The organism is Rhodonellum psychrophilum GCM71 = DSM 17998, from assembly GCF_000381545.1.
GTDB lineage: Bacteria > Bacteroidota > Bacteroidia > Cytophagales > Cyclobacteriaceae > Rhodonellum > Rhodonellum psychrophilum.
The window spans coordinates 109,954-131,559 of the sequence record NZ_KB906676.1; the positions used below are offsets into that span (position 1 = coordinate 109,954).

The window sequence follows — 21,606 nt, forward strand, 5'->3', positions numbered from 1 at the left end:
AATGAAAAAATTAATCATATATATAGGAATCCTTTGTGTTTTGGTAATTACCAATACAGCTTGCGACGAATCTTTCTTAGATGAGAAAGTCCTGGACAGATATGCTCCGGAATCATTGAATGATCGATTGGGCTTTGATGCTGCAGCCATTGGCTTGCATAGACATTTTGTTTCCATGCTCAATACGGATCAAGATCAAACCTTGATAGGGATATGGCATGTGGGAACAGATATTTTGTGGGCACCATCAGGTAGGTCAAACGGAGATTCAAGATCATTTTTCAGCTATTCTCAAATGAACTCCTTGGACCCAGCGGCTAGAAAAACCTGGAGTTCATTGTACATTCTGATCAATAATGCCAACATTTTAATCAATAGTGCTGAAAACAACAATCCTACTGGAATGAATGCCGAAGAAATCAGCGCATTCAATGCAGAAGCACGGTTTTTCAGAGCATATGCATACAACATGCTTGCAACACTTTATGGAGACGTCCCTCTTTTGACTGAACCGTTGACAGCACCCAAAACGGATTTTGTTCGCATCCCGATCAATGAAATAAATGCAGTTATCGAGCAGGATTTGATTTTTGCAACGGAATTTCTTCCTAATGCAGGATCTGCCCGTCATGAAAGTAGAATCAATAAAATGATGGCACACCAACTGTTTGCAGAGGTTTACCTAAGACTAGGAAAACCAGCGGAGGCAGAAGAACAAGCCTCCTCAATCATTGGCAATGGAAGGTATTCTCTTGTCAATCAGAGATATGGTGTAAATGCAAATAGCCCAGGAGATCCTTTTTCTGATATGTTTATCAGAGGAAATCAACGGAGGAACCAAGGGAATACAGAGGCTATCTGGGTTTTGGAAATGGAAAACCCAGCAGATATTGCAGGTGGTGGTTCTGGAAACCCACAGCAAAGAAGATTATGGGTAGGTGGATATTACGATATTCCAGGAATGGAGCCAGCAGATTCTCTTGGCGGAAGAGGTATCGCAAGGGTCAGACTTAATAATTGGGTTTTATATGGGTTGTACGATGAGCTTGACATGAGAAACTCAGAGTTTAACATCAAAAGGAAATTGTATTTTAATAATAGGGGAAGTGCTTACGATAACATAAGAGGACAAGAGGTACCTTATGGTAAAAATTCAGAATTTACCCTTACTAATGGAAATGTCATTAAAATTTTTCCCGCAGATACTATTTGGAGAATGGCTCCCTATTCTATGAAGTGGGGTCAATTTGATAACAGAGATGTTTTTGGCTATGGTATGTGGAAAGATTTCATGTTGATGCGATTGGGCGAGACTTACTTGTTAAGGGCAGAAGCTAGGATGCTTCAGGGAGACCTGGCAGGCGCAGCTTCTGACATCAATGTGTTGAGAGAAAGGGCAAATGCACCTCTGGTGAACGCGGGACAAGTGAACCTGGATTTTATCCTGGATGAAAGAGCGAGAGAACTCTTGGCCGAAGAAAACAGAAGAATGACGCTCGTCAGGACGGGGACTCTTGTGGAAAGAGCCAGAAGATTGAACGGGACGAGTCCTTTGGCGAATGGTGAAATTGAAACGACAGGTGGTTTGCAGGATTTTCACATGAAATTCCCTATCCCTCAGTCTGAGATTGATTTGAACAAAGATGCCGAACTGAAGCAAAATGAAGGGTATTAAATCCAGGGACTCACATATTCTTGAATGTTAATATTAAATGGTATGTATATCCACTACTTTTCCACTAGACCAATGGGCCAGTTGAAAAACCCGAAAAATTCAGAATTTATGATTTCTTCCGTTTTCGGTCTTCAAGTCCGATATTGAGAGAAAATCAAGTAACTGGCAGAAAAACGGATAATCATATTAAATATTTTTAGGGTTTATTGTAGCTATCGCAATTACCGGGCTTTGTCTGGTAATTGCATATTTACCCTTTAACCCGAATTCTAAGACATCGAAAAAGTAACGGAATGCATCTAACTTGATTAAGTTAGATGGAATATGCAATAGGCTTCCCAATATGGCTGTAACTATAAGAAAATCAGACTATTTGGATGATAATGTAAAGTCCAATATGTTGTAGTCTAAAACAGTAAACAACCGACTGATTAATAAGCAATTTCAGGCCGGAAAAGAATTGATAATGCATTAAACGGGTTTAATAAAATATAGCAAATGCTCGAAAACATCAATAATTTAAGGATAGGAACCATGAATGGCAATTTTTCACTCACCTCACTTGTTTGGGTTTGTTCCTTCTATCTCATTGTTTGGACTCCTGGCAGTGCATATGCACAGAACCCTGTTCCGACTTTGTTTTCAGCGGAAGATAATAAAGTGTATACACTTATCTGGTCTGATGAATTCGACAATGGGAACAAACCTGATTCTAGTAATTGGTCATATGAAATAGGTTTTGTCAGGAACAATGAGCTCCAGTACTACCAAGAAGACAACGCCGCTGTCCAACAGGGGCTTTTGATTATAGAAGGCAGAAGGGAAAAAGCAACAAACCAAAAATTCGATCCCAATAGCCAAGATTGGAGAAGAAATTCTGAATTCTCCCAATACACATCCTCAAGTATCAATACGCGGGGAAAAATGGAGTTTCAGTATGGAATCGTCGAGGTCAGGGCAAAAATTGATACTGCGATGGGTATGTGGCCTGCCATATGGACACTTGGCGTTTCAAAACCTTGGCCTTCCAATGGTGAAATTGATGTCATGGAATTCTACCGCAGAAATGATAACGCCTTTATCTTGGCAAATGCGGCATGGAAAGGAACCCAACCTTCTGTCATGTGGGATGAAGCTAAATTTAAGATTGAGGGGTTTATTGAAAAAAACAGCAATTGGCCAAACGAATTTCACGTTTGGACTATGGATTGGAATGAGGGCAGGATTCTACTCTATCTGGATGGGGAGTTATTGAATGAAATAGACCTTTCCAAAACCATCAACCCAGATGGTTTCAACCCTTTCCATCAGCCCCATTACTTACTTCTCAATCTTGCTATTGGCTCAAATGGTGGAGATCCAAGTAACACATTGTTTCCCAAAACCTATGAAGTGGACTACGCAAGGGTATTCCAACAAATAATAATCACGCAATGAAAAATATTAAACTACTCAGCATTTTATTAATCCTTTGGAGCTTAGGCACAGCCCAAGCAGAAGATTTGGAGGATAGGAAAGCTTTTATTTCCTATCTGACAAAAATCGCTGATCCAGTTTTGGTCAATTTAAGTCAGGACAAGTTAAAGGAAAATATGCCTATCGAAATTGCTCCAAATGCATATGGTGATCGGGATAAAGTCACTCACTTGGAGGCTTTTGGTCGATTGATTTCTGGAATGGCACCTTGGTTGGAGCTCGGTCCGGATGACTCGGAAGAAGGTGAGTTGAGAGAGAAATATATCCTTTTGGTTCACCAATCTCTCAGAAATGCAACAGACCCTAATGCCAAGGATTATATGAATTTCACAGAAGGGGGACAGCCGCTTGTGGATGCAGCATTTTTAGCTCAGGGATTGTTGAGAGCACCGACCCAGCTTTGGGATCGGCTGGATGCCCAAACCAAGAAGAATACAATCACAGCATTGAAATCCACAAGAACCATCAATCCTTATTACAGCAATTGGTTGCTTTTTACAGCCATGGTTGAGGCAGCACTGATCAAGTTTGACGGTGATGGGGATTATGTCAGAATTTCCTATGCCCTCAACAAGCACAAAGAGTGGTATCTCGGGGATGGAGTTTATGGAGATGGTCCTGACTTTCACTTTGACTATTACAACAGCTTTGTCATCCAGCCGATGATATTGGATGTCACAAAAGCACTCTTGGAAGCAGGTAGCGGAAATAAAGCAGAATTTGAAATTTTTTTAAAAAGGGCAAGAAGATATGCAGCGATTCAAGAAAGATTGATTTCTCCAGAAGGCACCTATCCCGTGATTGGAAGATCTATGGCCTATCGCTTTGGTGCTTTTCAGGCACTTGCCCAAATAGCACTTTGGGAAGAATTGCCTCAAGAAATTGCTCCACCACAGGTCCGTGCTGCCTTACTCGCAATTGTGGACAAACACATGGCGTCTGAGTCCATGTTCGATCAAAATGGATGGCTGAAACTTGGGTTCAACGGCAACCAACCCGAATTGGCAGAGCCTTACATTTCTACCGGTAGCCTTTATTTATGTGCAGAAGTATTCCTGGTTCTTGGATTGCCTGCGTCAGCTGACTTTTGGGCAAAGCCAAGGGAAGAATGGACACAACAGAAAATCTGGGGTGGGAAAAAAGGAGTGATTGACAAAGCAATTTGAGATGATTCAAAGGATTCAAATATCATATTTACTATTTATTCTGATTGTCTGTTCCTGTCAGGCTCAAAAGTTGGAGAAAGCACCGATCACTGCGACTTTGGTCGGTGAGGGTTGGGCGAATAATTCTATCAATACAGTCATTTTCAGAAGAAATTCTTTGGACTCTGATGGTAAGAATCAATTTATCGCTTTCTATGATCAGGAGGGATTTGTTGTTCTTGGTAAAAGAAATCTGTCCTCGGAAATTTGGGAGCTTAAAAAGACAGCATACATGGGCAATGTCAAGGATGCACACAATTCCATCAGCATTGCGCTGGATGGGCAAGGGTATTTGCATGTTTCTTGGGATCACCATGACAATGAATTGCGATATGCCAAAAGCAAAGAGCCGTTAAGTCTTGAATTGGGAGATAAAGAATACATGACAGGACTTCAGGAATCAAAAGTCACTTATCCTGAATTTCACAGATTACCCGATGGAAATCTGATTTTTATGTACAGATCAGGAGCATCAGGAAGAGGAAATCTTTTGATCAATAAATATGATTTAAAGTCTAAATCCTGGCTTCAAATCCATTCAAATCTCATCGATGGAGAAGATCAAAGAAATGCCTATTGGCAATCCTATATCGATGATCTTGGAAACATTCATCTAAGCTGGGTCTGGAGAGAATCCTGGGATGTTTCGACGAACCATGACATGAGTTATGCAGTATCCAGAGATCAGGGAATGACATGGGAAAAGTCAACTGGTGAAAAATACATACTACCGATTACCGCATCTTCGGCAGAATACGCATGGAAAATACCCCAAAACAGTAGCCTGATCAATCAGACCGGCATGTCGGCAGATAGGAAGGGGAATCCTTATATCGTTACTTATTGGGCTGAAAATGGGGTTCCGCAGCTACAGGTTGTTTTTTTGAAGGATGGAAAATGGGAAAAAGTAAGCCCTAACAATAGAACACAAGCTTTCTCTTTGGGAGGTGGAGGTACGAAAAGAATTCCAATTTCCAGACCTCAGATTCTTGTGGATCATCAAGAACAGATTTATATCATTTATAGAGATGAGGAAAGAGACAATAAGGTCTCTTTGGTATATCAAACCAAATTAGGATGGGACATTAGGGATTTGACCGAGCTTCCTGTCGGTCAATGGGAGCCGACTTATGATATCTCACTTTGGAAATCCTCAAAATCACTCCACTTATTTTTGCAAAATGTAGCGCAAATAGATGGAGAGGGAATAGCAGATGGGAAATCAAGTCCTGTTCAAGTTATCGAACTCAATTAATATTATTCATATACTAAAGGTTAAAAAATGAAAAGGCTTTTCACATTGTTTATCTTACTTTCATCGATAATTTTTTCGAATTGTCAAGTTGAAAGAAAAAGCGTGGCAATCCAGGATAAAGATTTAAATTCCAAATTGGATGAAGTAATTTACCAAGCTTCGAATCAATATAAATTTATGATGGAAACCCTACCTGAAAATAGGTTTCCAAAGACATATCATGCTGATCAAGACAAACTTGAAACTTCCAATTCAGGCTGGTGGTGCAGCGGTTTTTATCCGGGATCACTCCTCTACATGTATGAGCAAAACAAGGATGTGGAACTTTTGGTGGAAGCCAATAGAATCATGAAAGTGCTTGAGAAAGAAAAATTCAATACCACAACCCACGATCTGGGCTTCATGATGTTTTGCAGTTTTGGGAATGCTTTGGAAATAGCTCCTGATGAAAGTTACAAGGATGTTTTGATCCAAAGTGCGAAGTCACTCAGTTCAAGATTCGATGAAAAAGTAGGCGTGATCAAGTCTTGGGATTCAAAAGAGGGAGATTACCTAGTGATCATTGACAACATGATGAATTTGGAGTTGCTTTTTTGGGCATCTCAAGAGACGGGTGATCCGACGTACAGAGACATCGCCATCAAACATGCTGACAATACGATCAAGAACCACTTCCGAGAGGATTATAGCACCTATCATGTGGTCAACTATAACCCAAAAACAGGGGGGGTAAATAAAAAGCATACCGCCCAGGGCTATGCAGATGAATCCGCTTGGGCAAGGGGACAAGCATGGGGATTGTACGGATATATTGTGATGTACAGGTTTACCAAAGACGAGAAATACCTCGATTTAGCGAATAACATAGCGAATTTGATCCTAGACCATCCAAACCTTCCAGAAGACAAAATCCCATATTGGGATTTCGATGCGCCAAATATACCAGATGCTTTGAGAGATTCTTCGGCGGGTGCAATCATAGCCTCTGCGCTGTTTGAATTGGCAACTTATGTTGATAAAAGTGCTTCAAAAAAGTATTTCCATAATGCAGAAATCATGCTTGAATCACTCGTTTCTGCACCTTATTTGGCCGATCCGAAGACAAATGGTGGATTTATCCTGAATCATGGAGTAGGTCATATTCCTGAAAACACAGAAGTAGATACACCCCTGACCTATGGGGATTATTATTTTTTGGAAGCAATCAAAAGATATAAAAATCACGTAAAGTCTATCTAATGAAATCCCACAAGAACTTTCTTTTCGACATACTTTGCATATGTCTATTGTCTCTGAACTCCTGCTCTAAACCCATTAAAACTGAAGCTTATTTATTCTCATATTTTATCGGGAATGGTGCAGGTCAGGAATCTGTCCATTATGCGATCAGTGATGATGGTTTCAATTTTCGGGCCTTGAATAATTACCTGCCGATTCTAGACAATGATGTCATCAGCAAGCAGGGGGGAGTGCGCGATCCACATATTCTTAGATCGGATGATGGTAAAAGTTTTTACATGGCGCTCACAGACTTATATGTCCCAAACGACGGCTGGACAAATGAAAGTATGATCTTGTTAAAATCAGATGACTTGGTCAATTGGACCCACAGCAATATTCATATTCCCACTGTTTTTCCTGAAAAATTCAGTGAAGTACGCAGAGTTTGGGCACCACAAACTATTTTTGATTCCAAAGCCGGAAAATACATGGTTTACTGGTCAATGCAGTTTGAAGGCGAGGAAGATATTATCTATTATGCCTATGCCAATAAGGATTTTACAGCTTTGGAATCCGAGCCTCAGCAACTATTTTTCCATCCAGATGGAAAATCTTGTATAGATGGGGATATCATTTTTCATGAAGGAAAATACCACTTATTCTTCAAAACCGAAGGTCATGGTAATGGACTCAAAAAGGCGGTTTCTGACCAATTGACACAAGGATATGAAATACATGATAAATACCTCCAGCAGACCACAGAGGCGGTTGAGGGATCCGGTATTTTCAAATTGAACGATTCTGATGATTACATCTTGATGTATGATGTTTATATGAATGGTTCCTACCAGTTTACGAAGAGTACCGACTTGGAGGATTTCAGCATCATTGATGAGCAAATTAGCATGGACTTTCACCCTAGACATGGTTCTGTTCTTCCGATTTCTTTGGAAGAAAAAGAGAGATTGATCAATGACTTTGGCTATGCAGATGAGGTTGTATCAGGCAATCCAGTATTGAAAGGCTACTATGCTGATCCTGAAATTATCTATTCGGATAAAGAACAGAAATACTTCCTTTATCCTACAAGTGATGGCTTTGATGGTTGGTCAGGAACTTACTTTAAGACATTTTCCTCAGAAAATCTCAGGGATTGGAAAGAGGAAGCGGTGATTTTGGATCTTCAGAAGGATGTGTCTTGGAGTGATAAGCATGCTTGGGCGCCTGCAATGCTTGAAGTCAAGAGAGAAGATGGATACGAATATTTCTATTACTTCACCGCAAGCCAAAAAATCGGTTTGGCAACTTCTGATAGTCCATCAGGGCCATTTAAGGATTCGGGCAAACCTTTGATTGACTTCAGGCCAGAAGGTGCTGGAGGTGGACAAGAGATCGATCCTGATATCTTCAAGGATCCAAAGTCTGATAAAACTTATCTTTACTGGGGGAATGGCTACTTGGCTGTAGTTCCTTTAAATGATGATTTGAAGAGTTTTGACAAAAAGCAGATAAAAATCATGACTCCTGACAATACTTTTAGGGAAGGTGTGGAAGTTTTCTTTAGAAAAGGAAAGTACTACTTCCTTTGGTCAGAGGATGATACAAGGTCTGAAAATTACAGGGTGAGATATGCTATCTCTGATTCTCCGATTGGACCATTGGAAATTCCGAAAAACAACCTGATTCTGAGTAAAAATCCAATATTGGGAATATATGGTACTGGCCACAATTCAGTAATCAATGTCAGAGATACCGATGACTGGATGATCGTATATCACCGATTCAAGAGACCTGAAGGTATCAGAATGGGTTCTTCAGCTGGATTCCATAGGGAAATTTGTATTGATAAAATGGAATTTGATGAAAATGGCTATATCCTGAAAATCGAGCCTACACTCGATGGGATAACCCTCCGGTAAGCTCTCAAGCATTTTGCACAAAAGTCCAATACAAAAAAATGAATGTGTGGACTTATGTGTCCAGGGGTTTTTCGTTATTCAAATACTCCTCCAAAGGATTGATTCCTTCCCAATTTCCCACGCTTTTATAAGGGATGAAATTGGCAAACAGTTCTTCTTTGTACCAGCCCAATTCCCGGGTTTTTTTGATGACCTCGCTGTGCAGTTTGCTTTTGTAGGCATACTGGTGCATGTAGGATTGATCCTTCCAAATGCTGAAAGTGGCTTGCGTCAACAGAGGGAGTTCTCCGATACCTATTGAGAAAAGAAAGCCTTCATGGTCAAAAAGGTTGTCGGCCACGCGGGGCACATAGCTCCAGAATTTCGGAAGGAACCTCAGCTTTATCCGCGCCCGGGTGATCACCGCGATCAATCCGCCGGCGTAGGGCTGGAAGTTTTCGAAAGGTGAGACCCCTGACCACCGGCCATGGGCGGCCTTATTTTCCATAAAAATGGTCCAGGCTTCTGTGCAGCGAGTATCAAATTCTTGATAAAAAGCCGAATTATCGAAGAAATCATTGGCATCAGACTCGGATTCCCAAACACCCAAAAAGGCATATACATTGAGATTCAGCATTTTGGAGAACCCGTTTTTGCCCCCACTCCCCAGCATTTTAAAAAACGTCAAGCCCTTGATTTTTTTGAATCCTGCTAAGGACCGCTGCATCTGGGTAAAAATCCAGTACCTGTTTTTGCCCTCGAATCTAAAAATGGTGATGGTCGTGATTTGTTTGCTTTCCATAAGTGTTCCCTACCTAACGGATTTGAATTGGTTTTCTCTTTAAAAATCTACAAAAAGAAGATATTTTTTTCTGAAAAAACGATCCCATTCATACTTCTTTCTCTTTCTAGGAAAAAATCCTTGGTCGCTTTTTCAGTCATTGTTTCACCAAATGAAAAAGGAGATCGGAAACCATCGGACATGCTATTTATCGATTGTATTGTCCGTTCATAAAAATGTCAATCATAAAAACCGGTATTTCAGAATAGAGACCTAACTTTAATATTGGAAAATGAACCATTTCCCAAAGAATAAGCCTAAAAAACCGAAAATGATAAATTCAACTGTGGCCAAGCCAATTTCAATGATTGTCTTGATGGTCTCTTTTTTTTATTCCTGCACTTCCAAAACCCCGCCCAAAGACTTTGATCTGCTCACCGAAGAAGAAAGGAGGTTGCCGGAAAACGCACTCGCGGGAATCACCCTTGCCGAGGGTTTGGAGGCCAAGATATTCGCTTCTGAACCCACCATCACCAATCCCACGAATATCGACATTGACCACAAGGGAAGGGTTTGGGTCTGTGAAGCCTTCAATTACCGACCGGAAATCACAGGAAATGACACCAGGGAAGCAGGAGATAGAATCATGATTCTCGAGGATACCAATGGAGATGGTGTCCAAGACAAAAGCACCGTTTTTTACCAAGGTCCTGAAATCAGTTCCCCACTGGGAATCTGGGTGATGGGCAATCAGGCCATTGTTTCCCAAAGTCCATATGTATGGCTGTTTACCGACACCGATGGGGATGACAAGGCGGACAAAAAAGAGATTATTTTCCAGGGGATTTCCGGTGAGCAGCATGACCATGGCATGCATGCTTTTGTATTTGGCCCCGATGGCAAATTTTATTTCAACTTCGGAAATGAAGGCGGTCAGTTGAAGGATAGAAACGGGGAAATCGTAAAAGACATTTCCGGAAAGGAAATTTCCCCGGCAAATTACAGGCAAGGCTTGGTTTTTAGGTGCGATACGGATTTCACGAACATAGAGGTCTTGGGCCAAAACTTCAGGAACAATTATGAGGTGGCCGTGGATTCCTATGGCACCCTTTGGCAATCTGACAATGACGATGATGGCAACAAAGCTGTCAGGATCAATTTTGTAATGGAATATGGGAATTACGGTTATCAGGACGAAATGACCGGCGCGGGTTGGCGTGCCAACAGGACCAACAAAGAGGCGGAAATCCCTCTCCAGCATTGGCATCTCAACGATCCCGGCGTCGTGCCGAATTTACTTCAGACCGGAGCGGGTTCACCAACTGGTATTTTGGTTTATGAAGGGAGATTATTGCCTGAGGTTTTTTGGGACCAGATGATCCATACAGATGCCGGTCCCAACGTGGTCCGGGCCTATCCTGTTACTAAATCCGGTGCAGGATACAAAGCAGAAATAGTGGACATCATGAAAGGAGGCAAGAACCAATGGTTCCGTCCTTCGGATGTTGCCGTGGCGCCGGATGGCTCCCTGATGGTGGCGGACTGGTATGATCCGGGTGTGGGTGGACATCAGGTTGGTGATCTCAACCGGGGAAGGATTTTCAGAATCGCGCCGCCAAAAACGCCTTATAGGAATCCAGATTACGATCTCAAAACCGTGGACGGGGCATTGGAAGCCCTTCAAAATCCCAACCTTTCTTGGAGATACCAAGCCTGGAATGCTTTGAACGGCATGGGCTCAAAAGCCGAGCAAGGCTTGTCGGAAATGTTCGATAACCATGAAAATACAAGGATGCAGGCAAGGGCATTGTGGCTCCTTGCAAAAATAGAGGGGAAAGAAAAAATCCATGTCGAAAAGGCCATTCAGGATGAAAATCCAGACATAAGAATAACAGGAATCCGTATTGCCAGGCAAATGAAAATGGACCTTATTCCTTATCTGCAGCAATTGGTCGAAGACAAAGATCCCCAAGTGAGGCGCGAAGCTGCCATCGCATTGCGGCACAACAAGGCGCCTGAAGCAGCCGCACTTTGGACAAAATTGGCCTTGCAGCATGATGGAGAAGACCGATGGTATTTGGAAGCTTTGGGAATAGGCGCCGACGGCCAATGGGACAGTTATTTCTCCAATTGGGCCGAAGAAGTCAAAGACCAGGCACTTGCCAACAAATCCAACCGGGATATCATCTGGAGAGCCCGAACAGGGAAATCCATCCCGATGTTGGCCTCCCTGGCATCTGATTCTTCAGAGGAGATTGATCAAAGGCTCAGGTATTTCCGCGCTTTTGATTTCAATCCCGATGGGGAAGCCAAATCCAAAGCACTGGTCAACATGCTGGAAAGTGATAAACGGCAACCCAGCCCAATCAATAAATTGGTTCTTGCCCATCTTGATCCAGCTTTCACCAGAAAGTCAAACCTTGCGATGACGGCTTTGAAAGGTGTTTTGAATGACGTGGAAGGCACCCAGGAATTTGTGGAAATGGTGCAGCGGTTTGAAGTGAAGGAAGAAAACCCAAGACTTCTGAAACTGGTCTTGGCAAACAGCGACAACAATATTGGTCGAAGTGCTGCCGGTACCTTGCTCAGACAGGGTGGAGCAGATCATGTAAATCAGGTGTTGGCTGGAAAGGATGAAAAACAAATTTTCGCAATGCTGCAAGCCATCAAAAGGGTTGGCTCAAAAGAATCCATTCAGATTTTGGAAACCTTGACTTTTGACCAAAAGCAGCCATTGTCCGTAAGGCGGGAAGCAGCCGGGTCGATTGGGGGGAGTTATGATGGGGAAGGGAAAGTCTTGGAATTGTTGAAAGCCGAGAAATTCCCCGAAAACCTCAAAGCAGCCGCAGTGTCAGGGGTGAGCAATGCCTGGCGTAAAAGTGTGAGAATGGAAGCCGCCTCCTATCTGGACAACAACGACGAAGAAAATAAAACCCTTCCCATCAAAACCCTGATGGAGATGGAAGGAAACATAGACAATGGATTGACAATCTTTAAGAGAAACTGTTCCGTGTGCCACCAAGTAAATGAGATCGGATTGGACTTTGGTCCAAAACTTTCCGAAATCGGCAGTAAATTGCCAAAAGAAGCGCAATACCTATCCATTCTTCATCCAGATGCAGGGATAAGTTTTGGCTATGAAGGGTATATGGTTAAATTGAAGGATGGAAGTACACTGGGAGGAATAATTTCCAGTCGGACAGAAACCGATATCGACCTGAAAATGCCCGGAGGAACTGTCACTCCTCTGAAAACCAGCGATATCACCTCCATCACACAAATGGAGAACTCCATGATGCCTTCGGGATTGGAAAAATCCATGAGCAGTCAAGAGTTGGTGGATTTGGTGGAGTACTTGATGACTTTAAAAAGTAAAAGCCAGTGAAAATCAATTAGATCCTTAAAATAGGATGAAATTCCCATTTCCTTGCCCAGCAAAAACCTAACATAAACCAGCATGAAAAAAATCAACGAGAAGGAATCCAGAAGAAATACTTTGAAGAAAATAGCAGGAACGACCGCTCTCACATTCTTGGGCGCTTCGATTTCCCAGAGGATCCAAGCCTCGGAAGACAATATGCCTCAAGGCTTGAAAGGCCGCATCAACCACTCTGTTTGCCGTTGGTGTTATAACGATATCGAACTGGAGGACCTTTGTAAAGCAGCAAATGAAATTGGATTGACTTCCATCGAATTGGTCGGTCCGGAAGAATGGCCAATGCTCAAAAAATACGGATTGACATCCGCCATGCCCTGGGGTGCCGGAATGGGTATCGAAAAAGGATTCAACAATCCCGATTTCCATGATGATCTTGTGAAAAGCTATGAGGAAATGATCCCAAAGGTAGCCGCCGCAGGCTTCAAACAAATCATCTGTTTTTCCGGAAACAGAAAAGGTTTGGATGACCAAAAAGGAATCGAAAATTGTGCGATGGGATTGAAAAGACTGATGCCGACTGCCGAAAAACATGGCGTGATCATGTGCATGGAATTGCTCAACAGCAAGGTCAACCACAAGGATTATCAAGCTGACCATACCGCTTGGGGAGCAGAGATGTGCAAGGCCGTTGGGTCTGAAAACATCAAGTTGCTCTACGATGTCTACCACATGCAGATCATGGAAGGGGACGTCATCGCGACCATCAATAAATTCCATCCCTATATTTCGCATTACCACACAGGAGGCGTTCCGGGGAGAAATGAGATCGATGAAACCCAGGAACTTTATTACCCCGCGATCATGAAAGCCATTCTTGAGACGGGATACAAAGGCTTTGTCGGTCAGGAATTTATCCCAAAAAGACCTGATAAACTGGCCTCTCTCAAGCAGGGAGTGGAGATTTGTGATGTCTGAGAAGATTGTCCAATAAGGATTGAATGGGCATTGAGGGCTGGATCAAATCCGCTTTCAATGCTTTTTTTTATTTTCATAAAACAACCCCATTTTTGCGGACATGGAACTGAGCGATTTTACGGATGAGGATTTCGATGCGTTTTATCCCATCAAGATGAGGAAACTGTCGGCTACCCATTGGACTCCAGTGGCCATCGCCAGGAAAGCAATCGAGTTTCTGGCGGATCGTCCCGGTGTCAAAGTCTTGGACCTTGGTTCGGGTACAGGCAAGTTTTGTTTGGTCGCGGCAAGTCATTCACAGGCAAAGGTCACAGGTGTGGAGCAAAGGGAAAACCTGGTTCGCTTGTCCAGAAAAATGGCCGAAAATTACAAGATTGAAAACGTGGATTTTGTCCATGGGGATATCAAAACGATTGATTTTAAGGAGTATGAGGCCTTCTATTTTTTCAATTCATTTGAGGAGAACATCAACCTGACCGACAAGCTTGACGCAGAGAACACCTTTGATGTCCTCCTTTACCAAGAATATTGTCAATTTCTGCACGATCAATTTGACCTGGTCCCAAAAGGCACCAAGATCGTGACCTATTGCGGCCAAGACATAGAAATCCCCGAAACTTACACCCTTGTCAAATCCCAGAACAAAGGAAAATTGAAGTTTTGGCAGAAGCGGGGGTGAATTTGAAGTTCACTGCAGTGTTTGGAAAGTGCTTTTGAAGTTTTAAAATACAATCAGGAGGAGAAATGGATTAGATTTTTCTGTTTTATTTTTTTGAATAATTTTAAGATTTACAGAATCGCTTGGTGTTAATTTGAAAAAATGTAATTACTTTCTTGAAAATTTACTTTAAGTTAGCGGGAAACCCAAAAAAAATCTCGTGGAAGAATTGAAGCAAACTCATTTAAACGATGAGATAAGTTTAAATTGGGGGCGTTTGATCCAAGGGGACAGGTGTGCACTTGAAGCAATTTACCGGAAACATGCAGGTGAATTACTTCAATTTGGCTGTTCTTTGATCAATGATCCAGAATTTGTGAAAGATTGCCTCCAGGATGTCTTTGTAGACCTGTGGAAATACCATTCCACTCTTCAATCTACAGATAATATCAAACTATATTTATTTAAATGCCTTTCCAACAGGATTTATAAGGGAAACAAAGAGGAGTCCAAAAGGAGAGTTATCTCGAAGGATCATGCAATGCAACAAGATCATTTTTTGGATAGTGTAGAAACGCATCTGATAAATATAAACACAGAGGAAAGTGTCAAAATTAAACTTTCCATTGCTTTGGAAGAATTGCCAATGCGGCAAAAGGAGGTACTCAACTGTTTGTTTTTTGAACAATTCACTTACGAGGAGACTTCTCGATTGATGAATATCAATCTTAGATCTGTGTATACTTTGGCTTGGAAGGCAATAACGAGTCTTAAAAGAGAAATAGGTCAACCAATTATTATTTTGATATTATCTAGTATATATAATTAATATTTTGACTTCATTTTATTTTTCAAATATTTTTCTAATTTGAGGGATAACTTTTCATTGATTGTGACTTATCACATTGAATGCAAAAGTTATGAATAAATCAGAATATACATTAGAGGACTTTGTCCTCGATCCTGAATTTAAAAAATGGGTATTGAACAATGATCCTGAGGCTAAGGCGTATTGGGTCGAGTTCATGGGCCTGAATAAGGATAAAATAGATGATATTCAGCATGCACGAAAAATCCTGATCAATCTTTCGCGCAAAAAGTATGCAATGAATCAGGATGAATTGGATCTTCAATGGAAAAAAATCGATGAAAGGATTGGTCAAATAAATCACCCTAGTCATTCTGGAAAAGTCGTGTCCTTGGACAGTTGGTCTGCAATCCAGCGCCATAAGGACGAGTCTAATAAAAAAAGGAAAAAACATTTTTGGAGAGGAATAGCCGCTAGTTTTTTGTTGGTACTTGCTAGTACAGCCTTTTTCTGGTTTCAGATCAAAAATCAAGATTTTTCAGAAGTAGAACCGAAAGAGGTATTTGTGTTGCATGAAGCTCCAGCAGGGGTCAAGACCACCATTGCCCTACCAGATGGGTCAAAGGTTTTCTTGAATTCCGGAAGCAGTCTTCGCTATGTAAAAAATCTTGAAGGTGATGTTAGACTGCTCACTTTGCGTGGCGAGGCTTTTTTTGATGTTGCAAAGGATACTTTGCGGCCATTTGTTGTGAAAACCAATCAATTGAGTACGACCGCCCTAGGGACTTCATTCAACATTAAAGCCTATTCGGATCATGTGATTTCCATCTCATTGCTGACCGGAAGTGTGTTCGTAAACAATGACAGTAACAGTGACTTCCAGGTGAGACTTGCCCCAGGAGAAGGTGTGTTTGCAAACACAGAAACCAATGATTGGAGGAAGGAACAATTTGATCCGGAAGAGATCATTGCGTGGATGAACAAAACGCTGATCTTCAACGACACCCCGATGAGTGAGGCGATTTTGAAACTCGAAAACTGGTTTGGTGTAAAGATCGAAATACAAAACCCGATTCCGAAAAGTTTGACGGTGTCAGGAAAATTCAAGGATGAAAACCTGAAAAATATTCTGGAGGGACTTAGTTATGGATCTAGATTCAGCTATTCCATTGAAGGAAAAGAAATCAAAATTCAATTTTAACCCAAATCTAAATAGCCAATGAAACAAAACCTTGTGAAAGAATGAAGCTGGAGGTGCGCCAACACCTCCAGCTGGATTCCGTCTGAAAGTCATGTTCAAATTTTCTTTCAGAACCTATTGCAAAAACCATCCTAAATAGTTTAAACAACTCGTAAAGTTATGAAAAAAATCATACTGTTATACGTACTGGCCATGTCCAAAAGATTACTTTATATTTTCTTAATTCAATGCATATCTATGAGCTTTCTGCTTGCTTCCAACAGCAATGCCCAAGTGAAAAAAATAGATGAGGTTCAACTCCGTTTGCACCTTAACAATAGTATTGTTACCAAAGCTTTTTCAGAAATTGAATCTGCGACCGGTTTCAACTTTGTTTACACAAACAAGGAAACAAAAAATCTTCCATTGGTTAATATCAATGCCAATGAGTCATTATATGATATTTTGGTGGATTTTTCGAAGCAAACAGGATTGCACTTCAAACAGATCAATGGAAATATCCATGTTAGAAAAGGGGGAGAAATTGTATCACAAGATGCAGTAAGCATTGAAGTAAATCCCACAGAGACCGTCTCCGGAGTGATAGTAGACGAAACAAATATGGGCTTGCCAGGAGTTTCCATTATAGAAAAAGGAACTACCAACGGCACCATTAGCGACCTTGACGGAAAATTCTCGCTTGTGGTCGCATCAGAGAATGCAGTCCTTGTTTTTTCATTCATCGGGATGCAAACTATTGAGCTTGCCGTAGCGGAAAGAAGAGTATTTAACTTGTCGATGAAAGCAGACACCAAGTCATTGGATGAAGTAGTCGTTATTGGTTATGGTACCCAAAAGAGGAGAGAAATTACTTCTTCTGTCGCTAAAGTTGATGAAGAAAGCTTTAATCAAGGAGGCGTAAGAAGTCCCCTTGACCTTATTCAAGGGAAAGTGGCAGGTCTTAGCATCACTAGAACGGAAGGCAATAATCCTAACTCTGGGGCATCCATCCAAATGCGTGGAGTGACCTCGCTCACAGGAAACCTTAATCCCTTGATTGTAATCGATGGAATTCCAGGTGGGAATCTGGATCTTCTTCAGCAGGATGATATTGCATCTTTTGAAGTATTGAAAGATGGTTCTGCCGCGGCTATCTATGGTACACGTGGAAATAACGGTGTAATCTTGATCACCACAAAAAAAGGAAAAGCAGGTGAAGCCAGGTTTGATTACTCTACCTATTTTCAGAGAGATGTCGTGGATAGGAAGCCCGACTTTCTTACTGCAGCCGAATACAGGAATTTGATCACACAAGGATTGATCAGTGAAGGAAATGATCTGGGGGCTTCCACCGATCTCTATGATGAGTTGTTGAACAAGGAAAATTTAAGCCAATACCACAATTTCGCAGCATCAGGTGGTACTGCCAACTCGAATTATAGGGCCTCTTTTTACTTCAATGATGCTGAAGGTATCGCCAAAGAAAATTCGCGAAAGCAATATGGTGCAAGGATTAATTTCAACCAAACCGGACTGAATGGCAGACTGCAGATGCAATCCAATCTAGCCACAAACTTTAACAAAGCAAACCTTCTTGGAGGCGGTGGAGGTGATTATGAACAAGGTATCCAGAGAAACCCAACAGCACCTATCAGAAATGCCGATGGGTCTTTTGTGGAAACTGAAGCATTTAACAACTACAATCCGCTTTCTAGATTGCAGAACCGGTTAAATGAAAGAAATCAGCAGACTTTCTCAGGTGATGTAAAACTGTCCTTTGAGATTTTTGAAGGATTGACCGTCAGTGCCTTCGGCGCACATGTAAGAAATGTAATCAATGATCGTCAATACCGTTCTTTAACCGATTTTGATCAAAGACCCAATTCCCAATATCAAGGGACGGGATTTGCCAGAAAATACAATGAAGTAACATGGACGGACGTATTGGAATCTACGGTTAATTATAAAAAAATAATCGGAGACCATTCTTTTGATTTTATTGGTGGCTATAGTTACCAATATTCTACTTATGAAAATTTCGCGGTAAACAATAGCGGATTCACTACGGATTCTTTCTTGGATTGGAATATAGGCGCAGGAAGTGCGATCAACAATACGAGGTTGCCAAGGCCGGGAATGGGAAGTTTCAAGGAGGACAATACCTTGATAGCTGTTTTTGGCAGGGTGAGTTATGCCTTTAGTGATAAATATTTCGGTCAAGTGATCGTCAGGAGAGAAGGCTCATCAAAGTTTGGGGCGAACAATAAATGGGGTAATTTCCCTGCAGCATCGGTTGGTTGGGATATTTCCAAAGAAGGATTCATGACCGATATAAGTCAAATCGACAATCTTAAACTGAGAATAGGGTACGGTGTGACGGGAAATCAGGGGATTCCTAATTACCAATCTTTGGTGACCTTGAATACAGGAGGCGTTTACCCACAGGAAGGCGTCTTCTATCAAACTTATGGACCATCCAGAAATCCAAACCCCAACATAAAGTGGGAGAAAAAACAAGAATGGAATGTTGGTCTTGACTTTGGATTGTTGAATAACAGGATTTCGGGATCATTGGATGTTTACAATCGGGAAACAGTTGATTTGTTGAATAACTATTCTGCCCAGCAGCCTCCTTTTGTTAGAAGTTCAATTTATACCAATGTGGGAAGTATCCGAAACCATGGTGTAGAATTGTATTTGAATGCAATCATCGTTGACAAAAACGATTTTAAATATTCCGTTGACTTTGCGGGTAATTCTCAGTTCAATACCATCTCCTCACTATCAAATGAGTTTTATAGTTCAGATTTTCTGGAATTCGGATTTTTGCCTTCCCCAGGAAACCTAGGGCCAGCAATCAGGTTGGACGAAGGAGGAAAAGTGGGGAATTTTTATGGAAAGAGATTTGCTGGATTTAATGATGATGGAAAATGGCTATTTTTCAAAGCCGATGGTTCTACTGTTACTGCAAGTGGAATTTCCCCTGAGGATTTGACAATTTTGGGAAATGGTGTACCAAAATACATGGCCAGTTTTTCAAATACCATTCAATACAAAAACATGGATCTCACGGTGTTTTTCAGGGGTAAGTTTGGATTTGATATCCTGAATACCCAAGAAATGTACTTTGGAAACAAAGCTTGGTTACCCAATAATCTCCTGAAGAGTGCGATAACCAAAAATGCTGAACTCAATGACAATCCTCAATTTTCAGATTACTACCTTGAAAAAGGTGATTTTGTCAAATTGGACAATGTGACCTTCGGTTATACTTTCAATTTGGTGGGCAAAGCGGTTAAAAATCTACGGGTTTATGCATCAGGCAGAAACCTGCTGACTTTCACTGGTTATTCAGGTCTGGATCCTGAGTTGCAGGATACCGGATTTACGACCGGTATTGATGGGCGTGGATTTTATCCGCGGACCAATTTTTACACCCTAGGTTTAAATGTAACTTTCTAAAGACATTGAAAATGAAAAATTTTATAAAGAACTATAGCGTAGTTTTGGCATTCCTTTTCCTCGGATTTGTGGGATGTATGGACCTTTCGGAGACCTTTTACAGTGAATTGTCCAAGGATAATTTTTACAATAACAAAGTCGAGGTGATGCAAGGTGTTTTGAGACCTTTCACCCACATGCAAGCCTGGCTTGCACCAACAGGTCAAAATGGTTTTTACTACCACAGCGAAATGGCAGCAGATCAGGTTGCGTGGCCACAAAAAGGAAGACATGGTTTTGATGGAGGAGACCATATTCGGTTGCATAACCATACTTGGAGTCCTGATGAGCCTCGAATGAGAAATGCATGGTCTCTCATTTGGGAAGGTCTTGGCTACGTAAATTCAATTTTGATTGATTTAGAGGATCTGGATATTGCTCGGGCAGGGTTGAGCGAACAGGAAAGGCAAGCGCTCATTTCGGAAGTGAAAGTAATGCGGGCCTATCATTATATAAGGATTATGGATCTTTGGGGAAATGTTCCCATTATCACACAAGTTGGGGAGCCATTGAGTCCTCCAACTGCGCCAAGATCAGAGGTGTTTAATTTTGTTCGACAAGAATTGGAACAAAATGTTGAATTGCTAGAGCCTTTGTCCCAAGCTTTAGTCGGTAGGGTTTCTAAAGCTGCCGGTTATACCATGCTTTCCGAATTGTACCTCAATGCAGAAAAATGGAGTGGTACAGCCATGTGGGATGAATCAATCGAGTATGCCAATAAGGTCATAATCGGTGAAGGGGGATCTTTAAATGGCCCTATGAGACTGGATGTTGATATTCTTGGACCCTTCAAGGCGGATAACCATTTGTCTCCGGAAAACATTTTCCAGTTTGCCTTTAGCAGAGTAGGAGGATTTACTTTTAACTGGTCTGGATTTTATTTTGGATATGGCAACATGTCCCAGGCGTTAAATGTGAACTACAGTGGAAACAATGCTTTTGTGGTTATTCCAACTGCTTTTGATGCCTACCAGGAAAACGACAAGAGAAAGCAGGAATGGTTTCTTTTTGGCCCCCAATTCAAATTTGGAACAGATGAGCCTATTCTTGGTACGGAAGAGTTTCAAAACCAACCCTTGGTATATGTGAATAATATTCGCAGAAACTCTGAAGGTGCAACGGGCGAAGGATCCATGACTGAGGGAGAAGAAAACAGCGGTGCAAGGCTTCATAAATTCCGTTCCGGTACATTAGATGATGATCAATATTGGGAAAATGATTATATCATCTACAGATTGACAGAATTGTACTTCAATAAGGCGGAAGCAATAATGAGAAAAAATGGAGGCGTTGCAAACCAAGAAGCGGTTGATTTAATCAATGCCTCTAGAAAAAGATCTTTTTCAGATGGAGATTGGCTTTCGGCAGCCTATACCACCACCACCCTTACCATGGATGAATTGCTTGCCGAAAGGGGGAGAGAATTTATATTTGAAGGAAAGAGAAGGACCGATCTGATCAGGTTTGGCAAATTCACCACGACAAATTGGTGGGATCACCAAGCATCAAATAATCCTGAATTGGAGCTTTTCCCAATTCCAAGAATCCAAACAAATTCCAATCCTAACCTAATTCAAAATCCGGGTTATTGATT

14 protein-coding genes are annotated in these 21,606 nt (G+C 41.5%); 13 read left to right on the forward strand and 1 reads right to left on the reverse strand.

Annotated features, from left to right (window positions below; genetic code table 11):
* Position 1: 1 nt before the first annotated feature.
* From F824_RS0108410 to F824_RS0108435, 6 genes are all read left to right on the forward strand, one after another.
* Positions 2-1,675 carry a RagB/SusD family nutrient uptake outer membrane protein gene (locus tag F824_RS0108410; protein ID WP_019597435.1) on the forward strand — a complete coding sequence of 558 codons (1,674 nt, stop codon included), beginning with the start codon at positions 2-4 and terminating at the stop codon, positions 1,673-1,675.
* 498 nt (positions 1,676-2,173) lie between these two features.
* Positions 2,174-3,112, forward strand: a complete 939-nt coding sequence (locus tag F824_RS0108415) for a glycoside hydrolase family 16 protein (RefSeq protein ID WP_019597436.1) — start codon at positions 2,174-2,176, stop codon at positions 3,110-3,112.
* Positions 3,109-4,317: a DUF2264 domain-containing protein gene (locus F824_RS0108420; protein WP_019597437.1), complete on the forward strand. Its 1,209-nt coding sequence runs from the start codon at positions 3,109-3,111 to the stop codon at positions 4,315-4,317. Before F824_RS0108415 ends, F824_RS0108420 begins: the two co-directional genes overlap by 4 nt.
* Positions 4,318-4,387: 70 nt before the next feature.
* Positions 4,388-5,611, forward strand: a complete 1,224-nt coding sequence (locus F824_RS0108425; RefSeq protein WP_236613146.1) for a BNR repeat-containing protein — start codon at positions 4,388-4,390, stop codon at positions 5,609-5,611.
* Between the two features lie 177 nt (positions 5,612-5,788).
* Positions 5,789-6,850 (forward strand): glycoside hydrolase family 88 protein, encoded by a 1,062-nt coding sequence (locus tag F824_RS0108430; RefSeq protein ID WP_236613147.1) that lies wholly within the window; start codon positions 5,789-5,791, stop codon positions 6,848-6,850.
* Complete coding sequence (locus F824_RS0108435) at positions 6,850-8,751, forward strand: family 43 glycosylhydrolase (protein WP_026333583.1); 1,902 nt, start codon at positions 6,850-6,852, stop codon at positions 8,749-8,751. Before F824_RS0108430 ends, F824_RS0108435 begins: the two co-directional genes overlap by 1 nt.
* A 52-nt stretch (positions 8,752-8,803) precedes the next feature.
* Here F824_RS0108435 and F824_RS0108440 read toward each other — a convergent pair whose 3' ends face one another.
* Entirely contained in the window at positions 8,804-9,532 is a 729-nt protein-coding gene (locus tag F824_RS0108440) for a hypothetical protein (RefSeq protein ID WP_019597441.1), read from the reverse strand.
* A gap of 310 nt (positions 9,533-9,842) precedes the next feature.
* On the opposite strand from F824_RS0108440, the gene F824_RS0108450 reads away from it, so the two are divergent.
* From F824_RS0108450 to F824_RS0108485, 7 genes are all read left to right on the forward strand, one after another.
* Positions 9,843-12,896: a PVC-type heme-binding CxxCH protein gene (locus tag F824_RS0108450; RefSeq protein WP_139189736.1), complete on the forward strand. Its 3,054-nt coding sequence runs from the start codon at positions 9,843-9,845 to the stop codon at positions 12,894-12,896.
* A gap of 72 nt (positions 12,897-12,968) precedes the next feature.
* Entirely contained in the window at positions 12,969-13,865 is an 897-nt protein-coding gene (locus F824_RS0108455) for a hydroxypyruvate isomerase family protein (protein ID WP_019597444.1), read from the forward strand.
* Positions 13,866-13,965: 100 nt separating this feature from the next.
* Positions 13,966-14,544, forward strand: coding sequence for a class I SAM-dependent methyltransferase (locus F824_RS0108465; RefSeq protein ID WP_019597445.1), 579 nt, complete (start codon positions 13,966-13,968; stop codon positions 14,542-14,544).
* 199 nt (positions 14,545-14,743) lie between these two features.
* A complete protein-coding gene (locus F824_RS0108470) occupies positions 14,744-15,352 on the forward strand; it encodes an RNA polymerase sigma factor (protein WP_019597446.1) in 609 nt (202 codons plus the stop codon).
* 91 nt (positions 15,353-15,443) lie between these two features.
* Positions 15,444-16,532, forward strand: a complete 1,089-nt coding sequence (locus tag F824_RS26800) for a FecR family protein (protein WP_022582115.1) — start codon at positions 15,444-15,446, stop codon at positions 16,530-16,532.
* A gap of 237 nt (positions 16,533-16,769) precedes the next feature.
* Positions 16,770-19,973: a SusC/RagA family TonB-linked outer membrane protein gene (locus F824_RS0108480; protein WP_019597448.1), complete on the forward strand. Its 3,204-nt coding sequence runs from the start codon at positions 16,770-16,772 to the stop codon at positions 19,971-19,973.
* 11 nt (positions 19,974-19,984) lie between these two features.
* Positions 19,985-21,604: a RagB/SusD family nutrient uptake outer membrane protein gene (locus F824_RS0108485; RefSeq protein WP_019597449.1), complete on the forward strand. Its 1,620-nt coding sequence runs from the start codon at positions 19,985-19,987 to the stop codon at positions 21,602-21,604.
* Positions 21,605-21,606: the final 2 nt, after the last annotated feature.